Genomic DNA, 19562 nt, shown 5'->3' on the forward strand with positions numbered 1-19562 from the left:
TATGACGGGAAAATGGCTGATGAGTATCAGCAACTAATCAGAAAGGCAGATATCGAGTCACAGAACAAATACCTGAATCAAACTTTCCCCCCTGATCACAATAGCTATCCAAAGCTAACAGATACAAGAACAGACATATTCCAAGTAATACTAAGATTGCAATGGTTTTTTTTATGTCCAATTCTATTTCCTTCAAGTTCGGTCAGAACGCAATACGTTAAGAATAAAGTTGGAAAATGATATTTTACAACAATGAAACAAGAAAAATATTCATCCTGTGCTTTCATTGCGAAAAAATCGTACCGGCAACAATATGTATGCTAACAACATATCAGAACACGTTTAAACAAATACTAACCATGTGGATTTTATTCACTATGACAAAAAAATCAATTGTCACATTCAGTTACAATCTAAATCGTGATGTCAAGGCTTTGTCATCTTTAGAAAAAGTTGTGTATACTTCCTTTCATTTTCAACCAGAACAAAATTGTTAATGCCACAGGATAATCACTTAGCACTTGTATGCGCTCTCAGCAAATGGATTGAGAATCACCTTGGCCGGGTAATCCACCTGGAAGAACTGGCAGCTTACTCCGGTTACTCGCTTTGGCACATGCAGAAAATATTTAAGGAAGTCACCGGCATTTCGCTTGGTAAATATATCCGCCAGCGACGCCTGGCCGGCGCTGTGCATCTTTTAAGAAACAGCTCTTTGCCTATTTTTGATATCGCTTTAGATTTCGGCTTTGGCTCTCAGTCTCATTTCACTTACATGTTCCGCAAAGAGTATGGCATAACGCCCTATGATTTCCGGCAGAATCCAGATATTGAGCTCGAAGTTAAATTACCTCTGCATTTCGCTACCCACTGTTCGTGACACGATAATCAGAGAATATTGAAACAGGCAATTATCCAGCAATGCAACCGTGCTTTCCGGTGAAAGATAAAGAGCTTCAACCCTTGTGTTCTGATCTTTTATTTGGTGCCAGACACAATACTTCCCTCAACAAAGCTCTCTAGGTTTCATGGTCAGATGGACTAGAGAGTTCTGCCGAATCTTTTAACGGCACTTGGTTTCCGTTAGGTTGTCTCACTATGCGATCACATCCAGTGGGGATAAGATTGCGAATCCACGCCACCTTATCAACGCCAGCCGCAACCTGCGGCGTAAACAGAAAGCGTTATCCCGTAAGACCAAGGGGAGTGCCAATCGTCGCAAAGCGCGTATACAGCTTGCATGTATACACGAACGGGTCGCCAATGCCCGTGCCGATTTTCAACACAAACTGTCTCGTTCAATTGTTGACGAAAACCAAGCGATCATTGTGGAGACACTGAAATCGGCCAACCTGATGAAAAATCCCAAGCTGGCTCGTGCTATCGGTGATGCAGGCTGGCATGGATTCATCACGAAGCTGGAATACAAAGCGGAAGCGGCAGGCATCCATCTGGTGAAACTGGATCAATGGTTCGCCAGTTCGAAAACGTGTCACTGCTGCCGCCATAAAGTGCCGGAAATGCCGCTGAACAAGCGGATCTGTCCATGTCCTTGCTGTGGTGTCGAACATGATCGTGACATCAACGCAGCGATCAACATCCAGCGCAAGGGCATACAGGAATTACAGGCGGCGGGACTCGTCGTTCCTGCCCACGGAGGCCAGCGTAAATCCGTTGCATCAACGGTTGCGGCCTGAGAAGTGGGAAGCCTTGCCGTTTACGGCGGGGAGCAGTCACATAAGCGAATAATCATTTGTCAAATCATCACACAACGGTTTAAACACCAAAAAAAAATCATAAAGGACAAAAACTATCATATAATTTAACAATCATCACCTTATTTATACATATTTAATCATAAAATTACTTTTGAAATATTCTCATCTTAATATCTGATTCATATTTTTCTGTTCATACTATCGTTAAATCAGTTACTATCTGTCCCATTCTTATTTATCTGACTATTATTTATGAACGATTCTCTAGTGAGTTCAATAAAAAGCTATTTCAGCCAAAGATTGAGTAGAAAAGATTATATTATTAGCTTTATTAAAATAGCCGCTATTTTAGGAATATTGATCTTTCTCTCAGGTTATCTAGCAGAAAACAATTACGCAGCTCACATGCAATATGAGTTATCAGTGTGGTTATATATAATCTCTATTGGTCTATGGGCAATGTGCTCCTTCGCTACGGTTTACTATTTAATCATGAAAACAGCCTACAGATTTAATGATGTGGGGCTGTATGGTTGGCCAGTCTCTATTTTTATCTATCTGTGCAGTGTGTTACCAAACTATTTTCCCGACAAAAACAAAATAATAATATATTCACCCTTTATCAGTCTAATTGGAATTATCCTGGCATTGATTCTGCCAAAAAGGAAAAATAATAATAAAAATTAATATTTTCTCCATATTGCAAAAATTTCATTTAATCTGACTATTACTTAAGACAGTAATAGTCACTATAAAATAAAGCGATGATTATTTATATACACTGAATATTCTATTACTTAGCCATAAGCTTAGTTCTTTCTCTATAGAAATAATAATGAAAGCCGCCTAATGTTAAAACAGTGATAGCTGGAAAGATGTGATCAACAACTGCTGAGGTAAGACTGTCATTACAAGTTAAAACAAAATGAAGGAAGGTTCGAAGAATAGATCAAGAGTTAATGAGAGGAATCATGCCATAAAGGTCACTCTGATAAAGTTCTTTCTATGGCACGATCACAACAAGATACTACAAATCAAAACTACTTTTTATATTTCTCAACCAGAGCCAGAGCTATCGATTCAGTTTGTGCATCAGGATTACCACTGATGTCATCTGGCCTGAAATGCATCTGGAACGCACTGATTGTTTTACGGGTATCCTCATCAAGCACACCGGTTTGTGGAATGGTGTAGCCATATTTAGCCAATGTCTTCTGAATTAACTCAACAGAAACACCATCATTCCATTTTCTACCCGCCATATACTTTTCAACGGTTGCATCGTCAGGCCATGCACCGATACCTTGTTCAGCCAAACTCTTCCAAGGGAAAAGTTTACCTGGATCATACTTTCTCAAAGGTGCAATATCACTGTGACCAACGACATTAATAGGTTCAATGCCATAACGTTGAATAATATCTTTCGCCAAACGCGTTAATAGATCGATCTGTTGCTCATTAAACGGATACCACTCTTTCTCAAGTAGCATTTCCGTAAATCCTTTATTAACAATTTCAATGCCAATCGAAGTGTCATTCAAGTCTTTCCGGCCATTCCATCCACTAACACCAGCATGCCATGCCCTCTTATCTTCAGGAACCAGTTGCAAAATAACAGGCTTGCCTCTCACATAATTCGGTAACGATGGGAGCAAATAATGAGCACTAACACCGCCCTGAGTGAGTATACGTAAAGAACCTTCATCATTGACAGCGGTATAGTGGAATACCAAAAACCTTACTCTGTCATTTTGACCTTGTGAAGGAAAAGAGCTATCAACTTTATAAGTGCCCCGATCTTCCAGGCTGGAACACCCCGCCAATAGCATAAATAAGCCAACTAATATGATCTTCTTCATCATTTCCCTGTCCTACCTATTAATTGAAAGCAAGATAATAACACAAAGAAATCAAATGAATACAAAATAAAATTTATGTTTTACATGATTTTTTTATAAAACTACCGGTTTTGCTCTTGACATAGACCACAAGTAAAAATGCCTTATTCCCATAAGTTAGATGGAAATAAGGCAAGAATAATAAATAAACGCGAAAGGCTATCAGCCGCTATGTTGTTAAATAGTATTAACTATACTGTGTTCTAGCATTTCACCTGCGGTCAACCGCTTGGTTAGATTGGGCAAGAGTTGCCGTTTCTTCCCAAATACCAACTTCAACTTTTTTCTGAATCTCAGGATACTGATTGATATCAAATGTCGGTAATTTACCAACACGTCTCTGTTGGTTGTAATCTTTTGCGAGCTTAAATGCGACGCCAGAAAGCAACAAAATAGCGGTCAAATTAGTAATTGCCATCAATGCCATAGACAAATCAGCCATTTTCCAAACTAAAGGCAAATCAGCCAACGCACCAAACATCACCATACCTAACGCCGCCAGACGTAAGATCACTAAACCCGCAGTATGATTACGTTCAAGGAATACGATATTGCTTTCAGCATAAGCATAATTTGCAATAATTGATGTGAATGCGAAAAAGAAGATAGCCAGTGCAATAAATTCAGATCCCCAATCACCGACAGCGGAAGACAGTGCTCGCTGAGTCAATTCTATTCCACTTATCCCTGAAATATTGCCATCAAGCACACCCGATGACAGGATGATAACGGCAGTAGCACTACAGATAACCAGAGTATCCATAAAGACCCCTAGCATCTGCACATAACCCTGAGATGCAGGATGAGGAGGATATGGAGAAGCAGAAGCCGCAGCATTGGGTGCCGAACCCATCCCTGCTTCGTTTGAAAACAGCCCGCGCTGAACACCTTGTGTCATCGCCTGTGCAACACCATAACCAACGGTGCCTGCAACAGCTTCCTGTAAACCGAATGCGCTTTTGAAAATTAATGCAAACACTTCTGGCATGCGTTCAAAGTTATGACCGACGACCCAGAATGCCAGAATCAGATAAGCTATCGCCATAAAAGGGACAACCAACTCTGCAACCCGAGCAATAGAGCGCAAGCCACCAAAAATAATGATCCCGCTAAGAATCACCAAACCGATGCCGACATATAAAGGATTGAAATCGAATGCGAAAGCAGCAGCCTGAACGATGGAATTTGCCTGGACAGCATTAAATACCAGACCAAAAGCAATAATGAGGAATATGGAGAACAGAATGCCCATCCAGCGTACTCCAAGCCCTTTTTCCATATAGTAGGCCGGACCACCGCGGTAATTCCCCTTATCGTCTTTTGTCTTGTACAGCTGGGCAAGTGTACTCTCAATAAAAGAGGTTGCCATCCCAATCAGAGCAACCATCCACATCCAAAAAATGGCGCCAGGCCCACCAGCCGTTAAGGCGATTGCCACACCAGTAAGGTTACCGGTGCCAACCCGTGCTGCTAAGCTGGTACACAGAGCCTGGAATGATGAAATACCTGCACTGTCAGATTTTTTACTGTTTTTCAATACTGAAAACATGTGCCCAAAATGGCGAATCTGTATAAAACCTGTACGTATCGTGAAGTAAATACCGGCGCCAAGAAGAAGATAAATCAGCACGGAGCCCCAAAGGATACTGTTAAGGCTGTTAAGAAAGCTAATTAGTTCCGTCAAGATATTTTTCCCCTTAAATTAGTAAACCCAGTCTGACCATAAAATCGTATCCGGCAGAATTCATTGCGCTTAATATGCCTTTATAATTAACAAGTAACACAATGCTGTATAAAAAAACACAGAGATACCGGTCAGAAAAACACTATGAATGTAACACAAGTTTGAAATTAATGTGTAATGTTTACTGACCTTTTTACATTATCCATCAGATTAAATGAATGTTTGGTGTACTGTTTTTGACTGATAGTTAATAGATATGGCATTCAATCGACTATTGCCTGTCAGTCATTTCATACACTTTTGGCGATGCCTCCTACCTGTGATTCACAATAAGCTACATATATGAAATCCATTACTATTATGAAGCCTACGACGATAGCCCTCATGCAAGTAAAAAAATTCTACCAATGAGCCGCTTGTTAATTAAATCAACAACCAATTAATATCAAGAAAAAAAATTCAAAAATAAGATATTGTGATTAGTTTTGTGAGCAGATTATCAGCTTTAACAAAAAAATCATCATTAATTTAGAAAATTTCGCATAGTGACATCCATCACATAAAACATTAAAAATCAAAAAGATAAAAAACTCACTTATCAGATCACAATGAAATACCAACCCATACACTCAATGTAGGAAATATCATCCCAACAAATAGCATAACATGCAAAAAACTAATAAAAACCTTAACCTATATCTGGCATTTATCTGTAAGCATCCTAAATCACAAGAAAAAATGATATTTTTCTCTTAGCTACTTGTGTTAAGTATCATTAACATTAAAAAGATTTTAACGAATGTTCTCCACTTCTTCATCTGATTCTAACGAACACATTTCTGCTTATTTTTCTATTCTGCAAATATCTTCAAAATATATATCTAATGCCTCCTATTACTCTATTTTCCACAAGATGATTGTCCAATATTTCCGCAAGTGGATTAGAATGAAATGACCATAAAATCGGCATAATAAAATCCTTTTTTATAAAAAATCAAGGGGTACTCTGATTGCCTTTTGGAAGCAAATATCGTTTATTCAGCAAGTTTTCCAGCCGCATCAGGACAAATTTGATCGACTGCCAGATAGACTGAATATTTAATAAAGTTTGTAGAAAATTTACCGCATGAGCAATAGAATTTAAGTAAAATAGAATACACTGCAAAATAAAGTTATCACAATGATATCACCACCTTAAATTTCCCTAAGACTGGATACTACGAGCAGAGGTATCTTGGGTAAATCACAAAAATACCAAGACTCAACGTTGGCAATCCATCGTGATAGCTAGTTAGAGATAGTTTGACTAAAATTACACCCACCATTTTGTTATAACAATTCGTTGAATACCTATATACCCTATGGATTTCAAGATGCATCGCGACGGCAAGGGAGCGAATCCCCGGGAGCATAGATAACTATGTGACCGGGGTGAGTGAATGCAGCCAACAAAGAGGCAACTTTAAAGACGACGGGTATAAGCATCAAAATTCTCCCAAACAGTCAGTTATATGTTAGTCACCACTTCATTCGGCTATAAAAACAGCAGATTTAACCCAACCATGCATAGTTAAAATCAACTTTTATTTTACATTTATCAAACATTGTGTTTTAATTTCCATAAAATATTATTTCATTTTGAAATTATTTTATAAAAAAAATGTGAAAAAACTTCTCTTATATGCAACATAAAACTGGATCTTTTATTATCTACTGCTAATATTTTCATTTGTTATCTTTTACAAAAAAAATATGTTTATGAAGTTAATATTGTATAAATATCTCACTTTTATTCTAAATGCATAATTTAAACAATATACGTTGAGGTTATGAATGATGTTAAGAAGAAAAAGGAAGAATCCCACTGATAACAATTTACCTATAAGAGTCTATCGTGGGAGATCTAAATATGAATATCACCCTCCATCAGGGGGTTCAATATCCATTTGTTGTTTAAGTTCACCATTGTCTGTCGTTTGGGAGGAATATGAAAAAATTCTTAATAAGGAAAAACAATAACTAAATAATAACACTTCAAATATTATACAGTAAGTACTCTATTTACAGTTATAAAACCAGCGGGAGAACAAACTCCCGTTAGCGGTTTTTGCCTAAACACACACGCAATAAAGATTTTTACATGTTATTAAATTAACTATCCAGTTTTAACTTCTTACATCTACTTGTCACTCATCAAACCAAGTTGATCATTCCATTCTTTCTCAAGATAGGTATCTTAAGTCCTCGACTCCGATTGATATGAAAACTTTCATCAAGCATTGGAAAAAAATGGTCAAATATTTGCCAGAAATTCGCAATTCTCTATCAATTTAGATACTTAGATGATTGCGAATTGCACTTTAATCAGTACTAGCAGAACTCCAAAAGGTCCTTTCCCCTAATAAGATCAACAAACACTGGTGTACAAATTTCCAACTCTTTCTTCAAACCGGGCAAGTTCTTCTGTTAACGGTGCATCAAGCCTAAGCATATACGTCACCAGTTTAGGAATATCACCAGCGAATGGTCTTATGGCGACGTCGCCATGCCGAGCTAGGTTGATCTGTGACTCTCCCGCCACCCCAATCCCATATCCAGCAGCCACTAGAGTTAGCAAAAGGTCAAAACTGGCAACCTTTTCGGATATAGATGGCGCTAACTTTGCATTTTGTAATATAGACAGCACCGGCTCCAAATATCCCTCATACGCCTCCTGACCACAGATGATCAGTGGATAACGTAAAAGTTCATCTAACGGCACTTCTTTATACGCTAAAAGCGGATGCCTGATAGGAATAGCCGCCACCAATGAATCATACCAAGCCGGCATGGCAATGATGCCATCGCCTACTGTCGTAGATTGAGCAAATCCCACATCAAAAAGGTTGTCACGTAATCCATTCATGTGTTGAGCTAGGGGTATCTCGTGTAAGCGAATGTCCATCCCTGGCTCGTCGTCACGGCATTTTGCTAACAATTCAGCTAACTTAGGTGGTGTAGCGCCATCAGATAACGCAATACGGAGTTGACTATGAAATCCAGCCGAAACTGCTTTTACGCTATCACGAACCTGACCAAGTACGGAAAAGATGCGAGGAGCCTGCTCCAACAAAATTTCTCCCGCACGTGTAAGTCGGATGTTCCTTGTGGTACGCACGAATAACATCGTACCAAGATCAGCTTCCAAGTTTTTAATTATCCTTGATAGCGGTGATTGTTCTATATGCAGGCGCTGCGCAGCTCTAGCGAAATGTAATTCTTCTGCCACCACCACAAAACACCGTAAATGTCGCAATTTCATATATATGCAACCTCCATCTTTCGCTAAACAGACTTATGCCTATTCTTTCTGAACACACCTTTATTTGTTCTTTCAGATCATCTAAAAGCGTCCAGTTTTAAGTTGGTGTTGTCCCGTAGGTTAGATTAGGGACTATTCCGAATGACATAAAACCTCCTTTAGTAAATATGCTATAACCGATCACCGGGCAAGATTTACCTAACCTTGGTAAAAACAGTATCTGATAGTTGTGAAACCGTTCTCTATCTGGACGCCCCTACAATTAATTAATTTATTTAATGAATAGGCACCAGACTGTACGTCAATACATTTACAATAACAATAAATAAGACTCATTATTTTCTCTGGAAAGATAGGTATTAAATATTCATACCAAGAAATTAAAACAAGCAGAAATAACGGTATAACATATCTAACTTAATACACGATTTCACAATGTAACTAAGTGAGCGGGAAAACACGAATCCCAATATCAGCGCCCCCTATTAAGACTTAAAAGGTCTTAAGAATGACTGCAAAAGACATGATACCCACCACTATTTTATCTAGCATTCAGATAGTAAGGGACTAAATACTGGTGGTCCGTTAAACAAAAATATGCATTTTTCTAAACGGATCATAATGAACCATTTAGTGACAATAACGAGGTACCTACTGTGGAACCAGGAGATTTAGAAATTTCTACACATGGATTTGCAGATGGAATATCCATGCAATTAGCAAAAAAACGCTCATTACACGGACCCAATGAGACTCTGACCAAAACAGAACTTAACCTTATCATAGATAAAGCTGCTATATCATTCGGAGAATTCCTGACCGCTCTTGGCGTAGACTGGCAAAATGATCCTAATTCGAAAGACACGCCGAGACGTGTTGCGAAAGCTTATGTACTTGACCTATGGAAAGGTCGATACAAACCAATGGGACCTATCACTACATTTCCGGCAGATAATTACGATGGCATTGTATTCGACGGCTGGATCGCTCTCGACTCCATGTGCTCTCACCATCATCAAGCAATCAGGGGCTATGTTCACGTTGCCTATATACCAAGTCAATATGGGCGTGTTCTTGGCCTGTCAAAGTTAAATCGAATCGTCGAACATTTTGGCAGACGTGGGCTTATACAAGAACGATTAACAGCAACGATCCATAATGCAGTAAACCAAGTATGTGAAAGAAATCAGGGAGTCGCAGTATTGATAGATGCATCACACAATTGTGTAAGTTGCAGAGGTGTACGCCACCAGAAAAGCCGGATGAAGACACAAATGTTCTCAGGTGTATTCGCCGATACTAATTCACCTGCCAAGCAAGACTTCTATGAATTGATTAGAGGTACCGCATGACAATTCAATATATTACACGTAAAGGTTCTTTTGACTCCGCTCATCGAGTCATGAACGAGAGGGTGAAATGCTTCAATATCCACGGACACACTTATCTGTATGAACTCACTTTCTCATTTAAACAGATGCAGCCAATTGGATACGCAATAGATTTTAAAGAGATAAAGCGTATCGGCGCAGCATGGATTGATGAGTATCTGGATCACGCCTCGATTCTTAATCCCAAGGATGCAGATTTTATATCCGCTGTCCATGCTACGCGCAGTAAATTTAGACTCATGAGCTTAAATCGTAGTGGCGAGTACTGCAATCCAACCGTTGAAAATATTGCAAAAGAGATATTCCTCACTATGGAAGTTCTTTTTAGTGAATGGGATAGCCTCAAAATTCACCACGTCAGACTCTATGAAACCCCCAATTGTTTTACAGATTGCAATGCCGATTCGATTCATGAAGAGGAACGTAACGCATTTCTCAGCCAACGGTTCGAGGAGCTGAAAGCTTATTCACAAGCAATGGGCCGGTTTGAATATGACTCAAGAAATATTGTTACACCAGATTCCACTTATAGGCGCTTATAAAGCAATAAACCACGGTGAATAGGTGTAACGAGGACTTACCAATATAGACAGCGATATCTTACGGCCAACAACCTTGTTATCAATGCCCCTCAATTTTCGATGAACTGGAAGATACTGTAGCCAAAAAGCAATGAAACAGAGAAAAAATAAAAGATGAAAGAATAAGTTAGGCAGTAACTTGCAATAAGGTTGCAAGTTACTGGATAACAGCCGCCGCTTTAAAAATATATTCTTTGAATAGCAATGCCAGCGCCGCCGCAACAATAAACCATTGAAGTCGATCAAATTTACCTTCAAGTTTATCAAAACGTTTATCTATAGATTCAAAACGCTTATCCATAACTTCGAGGCGTCTATCTATTAATTCGAATTGCTTATCAACAGATTCAAAGCGTTTATCAATAGATTCGAAACGCTTATCAAGTGACGCAAAGTTAGCCTCGGTCTCACGGCGCAGATTATCCACACTTTCCTGAGTTGCAAGATGTTGCATATTCTGACCGCGATGTAAGAGAGCATTTAACACATCGCTCGTACTAAACTCTATTTTTTTATCATCTGAGCCACTCATCTTTTACCCCCCTCTCCCTAATCAGACAGAACGAATATTAACCTCAGTATACACTCTGTCATATGTGACTTGCAAAATTTCATGCCTAATAAAACAACAATATATACCTTTTAAGTGATTGAGATTTTCCAATTAAGGCTATAGGGCATAAAAAGGTAAAAACGACAGATAACTATCTGAAAAAAATAAAATTGAAGAATATAACGCAAAAAAAACACGTTTATTTCCACTATTTTTGAGAATTTTACAGCAAAAATCCCTGTAAATTCAGAAAACCCCACGGAAGCATTAGCTACCGTGAAGTTTTCACAATGATGACGGATTACATATGCTGAATAATCGCGTCACCAAATTCGCTACATTTCAGCAGTTTAGCGCCTTCCATCAGACGTTCGAAATCATAAGTCACGGTCTTCGCGGCAATCGCGCCTTCCATGCCTTTAACGATCAGATCTGCGGCTTCTGTCCAACCCATATGGCGCAACATCATCTCAGCGGAAAGAATCACAGAACCTGGATTCACCTTATCCTGACCTGCATATTTAGGTGCTGTACCATGAGTCGCTTCAAACAAGGCACATTCATCACCGATGTTTGCTCCCGGAGCAATGCCAATACCACCAACCTGAGCAGCCAGTGCATCAGAAATATAGTCACCATTCAGGTTCATACAGGCGATAACATCATATTCAGCAGGGCGCAACAGAATCTGTTGTAAAAACGCATCCGCGATGACATCTTTGACAATGATCTCTTTGCCGTTTTTCGGATTCTTAATTTTTACCCAAGGGCCGCCATCCAACAGTTCACCGCCGAACTCTTCACGAGCAAGCTGATAACCCCAGTCTTTGAAAGCACCTTCGGTAAACTTCATAATGTTGCCTTTGTGAACCAGAGTGACAGATTCACGGTCATTATCAATTGCGTATCCAATGGCAGCACGGACTAAGCGTTTAGTGCCCTCTTCAGAACAGGGTTTCACACCGATACCACATTGTTGTGGGAAACGGATTTTATTTACGCCCATCTCTTCTTGCAGGAATTTGATCACTTTATCCGCTTCGTCAGACCCCGCTTTCCATTCAATACCGGCGTAAATATCTTCTGCGTTTTCACGGAAAATAACCATGTCGGTCAATTCAGGTTGTTTGACCGGACTTGGCGTTCCCTGATAGTAACGAACAGGACGGAGACAAACATACAGATCTAATTGCTGACGCAATGCTACGTTCAGAGAACGAATGCCGCCACCAACCGGCGTCGTCAGAGGACCTTTAATGGCTACGCGATATTCACGAATCAGATCCAACGTTTCATCCGGCAACCAAACATCTTTACCGTATACATGAGTAGATTTTTCACCGGTGTAGATTTCCATCCAGGAAATTTTACGCTCACCCTGATAGGCTTTCTGAACCGCTGCATCGACCACTTTCAACATTGCAGGGGTAACATCGACACCAATCCCATCCCCTTCGATATAAGGGATGACCGGGTTATTCGGAACAATCAGTTTACCTTTAGCGTCGACTGTTATTTTTTTACCTTCCGCCGGAATAACTACTTTGCTTTCCATTAACCTCTCCTTCAAGTAAGCGTAATACCTTGTTAATTTTTTGTAAGGGACGTGTCAATACTACTTGAATATTCTGCGAACGCCAATTGATAGCAGACTAATGTATAATACCCCTTCCATTTTATGCAGTGATCTATGATGACAAATTTCTCCATTAAAAAACACAAACTTAACCGATTCAGCCAAAGAAAAATATCACATTCTGTCAAAAAACCAACAGAACCTCGTCGAGTGTTGATATTTAACAAACCTTACGATGTTTTACCCCAATTCACCGATGAAATGGGCAGAACAACACTAAAAGACTTTATCTTGTTGCCTAATGTGTATGCTGCCGGGCGTTTAGATCGCGACAGTGAAGGATTATTAATTCTGACCAATGATGGCAAACTTCAAGCACAGCTAACCCAACCGAATAAAAAAACAGCCAAAGTTTATTATGTGCAAGTTGAAGGCATTCCAGATGAAGCTTCTCTCAATAAGTTACGCAATGGCATCATATTAAAAGATGGTCCCACCCTACCCGCAGGCGCTGAGTTAGTTCATGAACCATCATGGCTTTGGCGTCGCCAGCCACCGATTCGTGAACGTAAAAATATTCCGGTAAGCTGGTTAAAAATAACACTTTATGAAGGCCGAAATCGTCAAGTGCGCAGAATGACAGCACATATCGGTTTCCCCACACTTCGGCTAATTCGTTTTAGTATGGGAAACTTGCAATTAGGCAAGATGAAACCCGGTGAATGGAAGGAGATCAATTTTGTTTAGTCCCCACGTCACAGTTGCCTGTGTTGTCCATGCCCAAAATAAATTCCTGGTCGTCGAAGAGACAATTAATGGCAAAGCATTATGGAATCAACCCGCTGGTCATCTTGAGGCTGATGAAACATTATTACAAGCGGCGGAACGCGAATTATGGGAAGAGGCCGGTATTCAGGCTAAACCACAAGCACTACTGAAAGTTCATCAGTGGGTTGCGCCAGACGGCACACCCTTTATCCGTTTTCTGTTTCTGGTTGAAATGAAACAACAAACCGTAGCCAATCCACAAGACCGTGATATTGACTGTTGCCATTGGGTTACAGCCGAACAAATATTCAATAGCCATTGTCTTCGTTCTCCTCTCGTCGCAGAAAGTATCCGCTGCTACCTGCAAAACGCAAAATATCCTCTCACCCTATTGGATAGTTATGTTTCTCCGTTTATTTAATAACAAAACAGTAATACGTTTGATGCACCCCTGTCTGCAACGTGTTAAAGTACGACGCTCGTTTTTTTCTCCAGTGAGATTCCCATGTCAGATAACAGCCAGAAAAAAGTCATTGTCGGCATGTCCGGCGGTGTAGATTCCTCCGTCTCCGCCTATTTGCTACAACAGCAAGGTTATCAAGTGGCTGGCTTGTTCATGAAGAATTGGGAAGAGGACGATGATGAAGAGTACTGTTCAGCCGCGGCTGATCTAGCTGATGCCCAATCCGTTTGCGATAAGTTGGGCATCGAACTTCATACCGTCAATTTTGCTGCCGAGTATTGGGACAATGTTTTCGAGCATTTTCTTTCTGAATATCGAGCGGGCAGAACGCCTAACCCAGATATTCTATGTAATAAAGAAATTAAGTTTAAGGCATTTCTGGAGTTCGCTGCTGAGGATTTAGGCGCGGATTACATCGCAACAGGTCATTATGTCCGTCGCAAAGATATTAACGGTAAAAGCCAATTATTGCGCGGGCTGGATAACAATAAAGACCAAAGCTACTTCTTATACACTCTGAGCCACCAGCAAATTGCTCAAAGCCTATTTCCTGTCGGTGAACTGGAAAAACCGGAGGTTCGTCGTATTGCCGAAGAAATCGGTCTGGCGACAGCAAAGAAAAAAGATTCCACCGGTATCTGTTTTATTGGCGAGCGTAAATTCCGTGATTTCCTTGGCCGTTATTTACCTGCCAAACCTGGCCCGATTATGACTGTAGATGGAGAAACCGTCGGTGAACATCAGGGGCTGATGTACCATACGTTGGGCCAACGCAAAGGTTTAGGCATCGGTGGAACGAAAGAAGGCAGCGAAGAGCCGTGGTATGTCATAGATAAAGATGTTCAGAACAATATTCTAATCGTGGCGCAGGGGCATGAACACCCTCGCTTAATGTCTACCGGCCTTATTGCTCAACAACTTCATTGGGTTGACAGAGAGACATTAACTGAAAAAATCCATTGCGTCGTCAAAACACGTTATCGTCAGCAGGATATTCCTTGCACTGTCACCCCCATAAACGAAGATAAAATTGAAGTCCGTTTTGCTAACCCTATCGCCGCAGTCACCCCCGGCCAATCAGCCGTCTTTTATCAGGGTGAAGTTTGTCTTGGCGGTGGCGTGATTGAACAACGTTTGCAGGAGTAATTGTGGCAAAGAATTATTACAATATCACACTGGCATTGGCGGGAATTTGCCAGTCAGGTCGTCTGGTACAGCAACTTGCTCATGAAAACCAGTGTGACGCCGATGCTGTTGCCACTATGGTTAATAGCATCCTGAACACTAATCCGACATCTGTTTTAGATGTGTTCGGCAATCATGAACGCAATCTGCGCACCGGGCTAAACGCGTTGCTAGGGATGTTTAATAACTCTAACAATGGTATTTCTGCCGATCTCACCCGCTATATCTTGAGTCTAATCGCACTGGAGCGCCGACTAAATAAAAATCAGGCAGCTTTCGATGCACTGGGTAATCGTATCAATTTGTTAGAGCGCCAGCAGGCACATTTTGAACCCATGTCAGAAGGGATGTTCAACGCGTTGGCCGGTATTTATGTCGATGTTATCAGCCCAATAGGTCCACGTATCCAAGTGACAGGTTCCCCTGATGTTCTGCGCAATCCACTTGTACAAGCGAAAGTTCGGGCTATTCTACTGGCTGGCGTCCGTTGTGCGGTCTTATGGCAACAAGTTGGCGGCGGTCGCTTGCAATTAATGTTTTCTCGTCAACGCCTGATCCAACAGGCGAAAGATATTCTTTCTCATTGTTAAATAAAATCCGGGAGTTGCTACCAATGGAATTGTCCTCACTGACTGCTGTTTCTCCGATCGATGGCCGTTACGGCGATAAAGTCAGCGCATTACGTACCATTTTTAGTGAGTTTGGCTTACTGAAATTCCGAGTGCAAGTTGAAGTACGTTGGCTGCAAAAACTGGCAGAATGTGCTGAAATTAAAGAAGTTCCCGCTTTTGATACAGACGCAAACGCTTACCTGAATGAAATTATCGCAAATTTCAATGAACAGGATGCAATGCGCATTAAAATTATCGAACGCACCACTAACCACGATGTCAAAGCAGTGGAATATTTTCTGAAAGAGAAAGTTGCACATGTTCCTGCATTACACAAGGTTTCTGAGTTTATTCACTTTGCCTGTACTTCTGAAGATATTAACAATCTAGCTTATGCACTGATGCTACAAACAGCTCGTGAAGAAGTACTTTTACCACAATGGCGTCAAATAATTGATACCATCAAAAAAATGGCGAGTGAATATCGAGAGTTACCACTGTTATCTCGCACTCACGGCCAACCGGCCACACCTTCCACCGTTGGTAAAGAGTTTGCCAATGTTGCTCACCGGATGGAACGCCAGTATCGCCAACTGGAACAAGTCGAAATACTCGGTAAAATTAATGGCGCCGTGGGTAACTATAATGCCCATATAGCCGCTTACCCACAGGTTGATTGGCATCAGTTTAGTGAAACTTTTGTGACTTCACTCGGCATCAAATGGAATCCATACACGACTCAAATCGAACCCCATGATTATATTGCTGAATTGTTCGATGTCATCGCTCGCTTCAATACGATTCTTATCGATTTTGACCGCGACATTTGGGGTTACATCGCACTTAACCATTTCAAACAGAAAACGGTTGCCGGTGAAATCGGTTCTTCCACTATGCCACACAAAGTCAATCCAATTGATTTTGAAAACTCAGAAGGCAATCTGGGGCTGGCAAATGCAGTATTTGGTCATCTGGCAAGCAAGTTACCGATTTCCCGCTGGCAACGCGATCTGACTGATTCAACTGTATTACGTAACCTTGGTGTTGGCTTGGGATATGCTCTGATCGCTTATCAATCTACGATGAAAGGCTTAAATAAGTTGGAAGTCAATGAGCAGCATCTGCTGGATGAGCTAGATCAAAACTGGGAAGTGCTTGCTGAACCTATCCAAACAGTGATGCGTCGCTATGGTATCGAAAAGCCTTATGAAAAACTCAAAGAACTTACCCGCGGTAAACGCGTCAATGCTGAGGGGATGAAAATCTTTATCGATGGACTGGATTTACCGGAAGAAGAGAAAACTCGCCTGAAAGCCATGACGCCGGCAAATTATATTGGCAGTGCAATTACACTGGTTGATGAATTGAAGTAATTGATATTCAACAGACGGATAAAACACCCGTCTGTTGCTATCCTTATATAAACCAATCCCAAACACACTTTAAAGTTATATTCTCTATTTCTACTTAACGTCTTGCTGTTACAGATCCATGTATCTAACATGTTCAGCCAGAACCATTGCATTGAATTTTTTACCGGCAGTTTTGTCTATATAACAGTCCGAATGAATTGATTATTACAATACTGCCTGCTGGAGTTGAGAAGGATTATTCCATGCGGATATTGATCGTTGAAGACAACATGTTACTGCGTCACCATTTAACGGTACAGCTTCGTGATACCGGTCATCTAGTTGATGCCGCGGCAAATGCCAAAGAAGCCGATTACTATCTGGTCGAGAGCGAACCCGATATTGCCATTGTTGATCTTGGTTTGCCCGGAGAAGATGGTTTAAGTTTGATCCGTCGCTGGCGCCAAAAAGATGAAAAACTCCCCATTCTTGTTCTGACCGCCCGCGAAAGCTGGCAAGAAAAAGTCACGGTTCTTGATGCAGGAGCGGATGACTATGTTACCAAGCCTTTTCATCTTGAAGAAATTATTGCTCGTATGCAGGCACTCTTACGCCGTAATAATGGGCTAGTTTCTCAGATCATTGAATTCCCGCCTTTCAAAATTGATCTGTCACGCAAGGAGTTAACAGTTTACGGAGAGAGCGTCAAACTAACGGCGTTTGAATACCGAATCATTGAAATACTGATGTGTAATAGCGACAAAGTTGTCACTAAAGAGTCATTAATGCGCCAATTATATCCCGATGCTGAACTGCGCGAAGGCCACTCCATCGATGTCTTAATAGGTCGGCTAAGGAAGAAAATATTGGATATCTGGCCCTATGAAGCTATCGTAACTGTCCGTGGCCAAGGCTATCGCTTTGATGTATAAAACGTTCATAGGTAAAAAAGTGCTTAAGAACAAAAAGCAGCCTTTCTCACTCCGTACCCGGTTTTTAATGGCAACTGCGGCGGTTATTCTTGCTCTTACCATGTCTTATGGTATTGTCGCCATTGTCGGTTATCTGGTTAGTTTTGATAAAACTGCTTATACACTGCTACGCAGTCAGAGTAACCTATTTTTCAGCCTTGCTCAGTGGAATAATAATAAGCTGGATATTTCAGTACCCCCTAATTTCACACTGAATAACCCATCACTGGTTCTGATTTATAACAACAAAGGCACCATCCTCTGGCGTCAACGCCATATCCCAAAAGTCGAAAACTCTATTCCCAGTGAATGGTTAAAAGAAGATGGTTTATATGAACTGGATACTGACCTAAAAAGCAGCCGCGATTTGCTAAAAAACTCGGCTAACACACAAGGGCAATTAGGTAAACTTGATGCACTTGACGAAAATGAAGATAACGAACTAACCCACTCCGTTTCCGTCAACAGATATAGCGCGACAGCTCATTTGCCAGCATTAACTATTGTAGTCATCGATACCATTCCACAGGATTTACAAAAAACGGTTCTGGTGTGGGAGTGGTTCGGTTATGTATTGATTGCCAACCTTATTCTGGTTATCCCATTAATCTGGCTGGCAGCACACTGGAGTTTACGGCCAATTAAATCGCTTATTCATCAGATCAGTGCGTTAGAAAAAGGTGAACGGGAAAAACTGGATGAAAATCCACCGACAGAGCTGCGGGGGTTAGTTCGTAATCTTAATGTGTTGCTCAATAATGAACGCAACCGCTATACAAAATACCGGACAACGCTCGCCGATCTGACACACAGCTTGAAAACGCCACTGGCTGTTTTACAATCAACTCTCCGTTCTTTACGCGACAGCAAACAAATGACTATTCAACAGGCAGAACCTATCATGCTAGAGCAAATTGGCCGTATTTCTCAGCAGATAGGCTATTATCTACATCGAGCCAGTATGCGCAGTGAACACAGCGCCATTATGCGGAAAGTTTCTTCTGTTCCTGCTTTACTGGATAGCCTGTGCAGCGCTTTAACAAAAGTCTATCAACGTAAAGGCGTCAGCCTCACGTTAGATGTCTCACCGGAGATCACCTGGCTTGGTGAGAAAAACGACTTTATGGAAGTCATGGGTAATGTGTTGGAAAACGCCTGTAAATATTGCCTTAAATTTGTTGAGATCTCTGTGGCGATCGATCACGATTCGGTAATGATTATTGTCGATGACGATGGTCCAGGGGTGCCGCCTGAAAAACGGGCAATGATTTTCCAGCGAGGCCAACGTGTTGATACTTTAAAGCCCGGTCAAGGGCTAGGATTGTCAATTGCTTCTGAAATTATCGAACAATATAAAGGTGATATCAGTATCAGTGACAGCCCGCTTGGTGGCGCCAGAATTTGCGTTATATTCCGATGCCAGCAAATTAATGATGACGATTAGTTAAATATGCCAGTACAGTCTGATACTGGATTTAACTATTGGTTATAATACCCTGAAATTCACTTC

General features: G+C 40.9%; 17 protein-coding genes and 1 pseudogene. 12 read left to right on the forward strand and 6 right to left on the reverse strand.

Features of this window, described 5'->3' with window-relative positions; genetic code table 11:
• Nucleotides 1-37: 37 nt before the first annotated feature.
• Nucleotides 38-181, reverse strand: coding sequence for a PhoP/PhoQ regulatory lipoprotein MgrB (gene mgrB, locus C6H66_RS05460; protein ID WP_082300881.1), 144 nt, complete (start codon nucleotides 179-181; stop codon nucleotides 38-40).
• A gap of 315 nt (nucleotides 182-496) precedes the next feature.
• Between mgrB and C6H66_RS05465 the strand changes: the two genes are divergently transcribed.
• From C6H66_RS05465 to C6H66_RS05475, 3 genes and pseudogenes are all read left to right on the forward strand, one after another.
• Entirely contained in the window at nucleotides 497-880 is a 384-nt protein-coding gene (locus C6H66_RS05465) for a helix-turn-helix domain-containing protein (RefSeq protein ID WP_105395019.1), read from the forward strand.
• Nucleotides 881-1088: 208 nt separating this feature from the next.
• Nucleotides 1089-1697, forward strand: a pseudogene (locus C6H66_RS05470) (RNA-guided endonuclease InsQ/TnpB family protein); the annotation flags it as partial.
• A gap of 273 nt (nucleotides 1698-1970) precedes the next feature.
• Nucleotides 1971-2405, forward strand: coding sequence for a DUF805 domain-containing protein (locus C6H66_RS05475; protein WP_105395020.1), 435 nt, complete (start codon nucleotides 1971-1973; stop codon nucleotides 2403-2405).
• A gap of 353 nt (nucleotides 2406-2758) precedes the next feature.
• Here the strand turns inward: C6H66_RS05475 and C6H66_RS05480 are convergent, their stop codons facing one another.
• The 3 genes from C6H66_RS05480 to C6H66_RS05490 form a co-directional block, all read right to left on the reverse strand.
• Nucleotides 2759-3577: an N-acetylmuramoyl-L-alanine amidase gene (locus C6H66_RS05480; RefSeq protein WP_105395039.1), complete on the reverse strand. Its 819-nt coding sequence runs from the start codon at nucleotides 3575-3577 to the stop codon at nucleotides 2759-2761.
• A gap of 250 nt (nucleotides 3578-3827) precedes the next feature.
• Entirely contained in the window at nucleotides 3828-5300 is a 1473-nt protein-coding gene (locus tag C6H66_RS05485; RefSeq protein WP_105395021.1) for an alanine/glycine:cation symporter family protein, read from the reverse strand.
• Nucleotides 5301-7707: 2407 nt separating this feature from the next.
• Nucleotides 7708-8601 (reverse strand): LysR family transcriptional regulator, encoded by an 894-nt coding sequence (locus C6H66_RS05490; RefSeq protein ID WP_046395875.1) that lies wholly within the window; start codon nucleotides 8599-8601, stop codon nucleotides 7708-7710.
• Between the two features lie 656 nt (nucleotides 8602-9257).
• Between C6H66_RS05490 and folE the strand changes: the two genes are divergently transcribed.
• The gene (gene folE, locus C6H66_RS05495) at nucleotides 9258-9953 is read left to right on the forward strand and encodes a GTP cyclohydrolase I (RefSeq protein ID WP_105395022.1); all 696 of its coding nucleotides are present in this window, start codon (nucleotides 9258-9260) and stop codon (nucleotides 9951-9953) included.
• Nucleotides 9950-10534 (forward strand): 6-carboxytetrahydropterin synthase, encoded by a 585-nt coding sequence (locus tag C6H66_RS05500; protein WP_105395023.1) that lies wholly within the window; start codon nucleotides 9950-9952, stop codon nucleotides 10532-10534. Before folE ends, C6H66_RS05500 begins: the two co-directional genes overlap by 4 nt.
• A 196-nt stretch (nucleotides 10535-10730) precedes the next feature.
• Here C6H66_RS05500 and C6H66_RS05505 read toward each other — a convergent pair whose 3' ends face one another.
• Nucleotides 10731-11105, reverse strand: coding sequence for a hypothetical protein (locus tag C6H66_RS05505; RefSeq protein ID WP_105395024.1), 375 nt, complete (start codon nucleotides 11103-11105; stop codon nucleotides 10731-10733).
• A 322-nt stretch (nucleotides 11106-11427) separates the two neighbouring features.
• Nucleotides 11428-12681, reverse strand: a complete 1254-nt coding sequence (icd, locus tag C6H66_RS05510) for an NADP-dependent isocitrate dehydrogenase (RefSeq protein ID WP_105395025.1) — start codon at nucleotides 12679-12681, stop codon at nucleotides 11428-11430.
• A 138-nt stretch (nucleotides 12682-12819) separates the two neighbouring features.
• Here icd and rluE point away from each other — a divergent pair, with 138 nt between their 5' ends.
• The 7 genes from rluE to phoQ all read left to right on the forward strand — a co-directional run bounded on the left by rluE (nucleotide 12820) and on the right by phoQ (nucleotide 19496).
• A complete protein-coding gene (gene rluE, locus C6H66_RS05515) occupies nucleotides 12820-13449 on the forward strand; it encodes a 23S rRNA pseudouridine(2457) synthase RluE (RefSeq protein WP_036806471.1) in 630 nt (209 codons plus the stop codon).
• Nucleotides 13442-13891 carry an NUDIX domain-containing protein gene (locus tag C6H66_RS05520; protein WP_105395026.1) on the forward strand — a complete coding sequence of 150 codons (450 nt, stop codon included), beginning with the start codon at nucleotides 13442-13444 and terminating at the stop codon, nucleotides 13889-13891. Before rluE ends, C6H66_RS05520 begins: the two co-directional genes overlap by 8 nt.
• Nucleotides 13892-13975: 84 nt before the next feature.
• Entirely contained in the window at nucleotides 13976-15079 is a 1104-nt protein-coding gene (gene mnmA / locus C6H66_RS05525) for a tRNA 2-thiouridine(34) synthase MnmA (RefSeq protein WP_105395027.1), read from the forward strand.
• A 2-nt stretch (nucleotides 15080-15081) separates the two neighbouring features.
• Nucleotides 15082-15708: a high frequency lysogenization protein HflD gene (gene hflD / locus C6H66_RS05530; RefSeq protein WP_105395028.1), complete on the forward strand. Its 627-nt coding sequence runs from the start codon at nucleotides 15082-15084 to the stop codon at nucleotides 15706-15708.
• A gap of 23 nt (nucleotides 15709-15731) precedes the next feature.
• The gene (purB, locus tag C6H66_RS05535; protein WP_105395029.1) at nucleotides 15732-17102 is read left to right on the forward strand and encodes an adenylosuccinate lyase; all 1371 of its coding nucleotides are present in this window, start codon (nucleotides 15732-15734) and stop codon (nucleotides 17100-17102) included.
• Between the two features lie 242 nt (nucleotides 17103-17344).
• A complete protein-coding gene (phoP, locus tag C6H66_RS05540; protein WP_036781478.1) occupies nucleotides 17345-18013 on the forward strand; it encodes a two-component system response regulator PhoP in 669 nt (222 codons plus the stop codon).
• 19 nt (nucleotides 18014-18032) lie between these two features.
• Nucleotides 18033-19496, forward strand: a complete 1464-nt coding sequence (gene phoQ, locus C6H66_RS05545) for a two-component system sensor histidine kinase PhoQ (RefSeq protein WP_105395040.1) — start codon at nucleotides 18033-18035, stop codon at nucleotides 19494-19496.
• The last annotated feature ends 66 nt before the right edge of the window (nucleotides 19497-19562 follow it).

The organism is Photorhabdus hindustanensis (genome assembly GCF_002968995.1).
Taxonomy (GTDB): Bacteria; Pseudomonadota; Gammaproteobacteria; order Enterobacterales; family Enterobacteriaceae; genus Photorhabdus; species Photorhabdus akhurstii.

Bases quoted from the DNA above. Each gene is read 5' to 3' on its own strand.
- C6H66_RS05475 (WP_105395020.1), top strand. From the start codon at position 1,971: ATGAACGATTCTCTAGTGAGTTCAATAAAAAGCTATTTCAGCCAAAGA.
- C6H66_RS05465 (WP_105395019.1), top strand. From the start codon at position 497: ATGCCACAGGATAATCACTTAGCACTTGTATGCGCTCTCAGCAAATGG.
- icd (WP_105395025.1), bottom strand. From the start codon at position 12,681: ATGGAAAGCAAAGTAGTTATTCCGGCGGAAGGTAAAAAAATAACAGTC.
- rluE (WP_036806471.1), top strand. From the start codon at position 12,820: ATGACAAATTTCTCCATTAAAAAACACAAACTTAACCGATTCAGCCAA.
- C6H66_RS05505 (WP_105395024.1), bottom strand. From the start codon at position 11,105: ATGAGTGGCTCAGATGATAAAAAAATAGAGTTTAGTACGAGCGATGTG.
- purB (WP_105395029.1), top strand. From the start codon at position 15,732: ATGGAATTGTCCTCACTGACTGCTGTTTCTCCGATCGATGGCCGTTAC.
- mnmA (WP_105395027.1), top strand. From the start codon at position 13,976: ATGTCAGATAACAGCCAGAAAAAAGTCATTGTCGGCATGTCCGGCGGT.
- C6H66_RS05480 (WP_105395039.1), bottom strand. From the start codon at position 3,577: ATGAAGAAGATCATATTAGTTGGCTTATTTATGCTATTGGCGGGGTGT.
- C6H66_RS05500 (WP_105395023.1), top strand. From the start codon at position 9,950: ATGACAATTCAATATATTACACGTAAAGGTTCTTTTGACTCCGCTCAT.
- C6H66_RS05490 (WP_046395875.1), bottom strand. From the start codon at position 8,601: ATGAAATTGCGACATTTACGGTGTTTTGTGGTGGTGGCAGAAGAATTA.
- phoP (WP_036781478.1), top strand. From the start codon at position 17,345: ATGCGGATATTGATCGTTGAAGACAACATGTTACTGCGTCACCATTTA.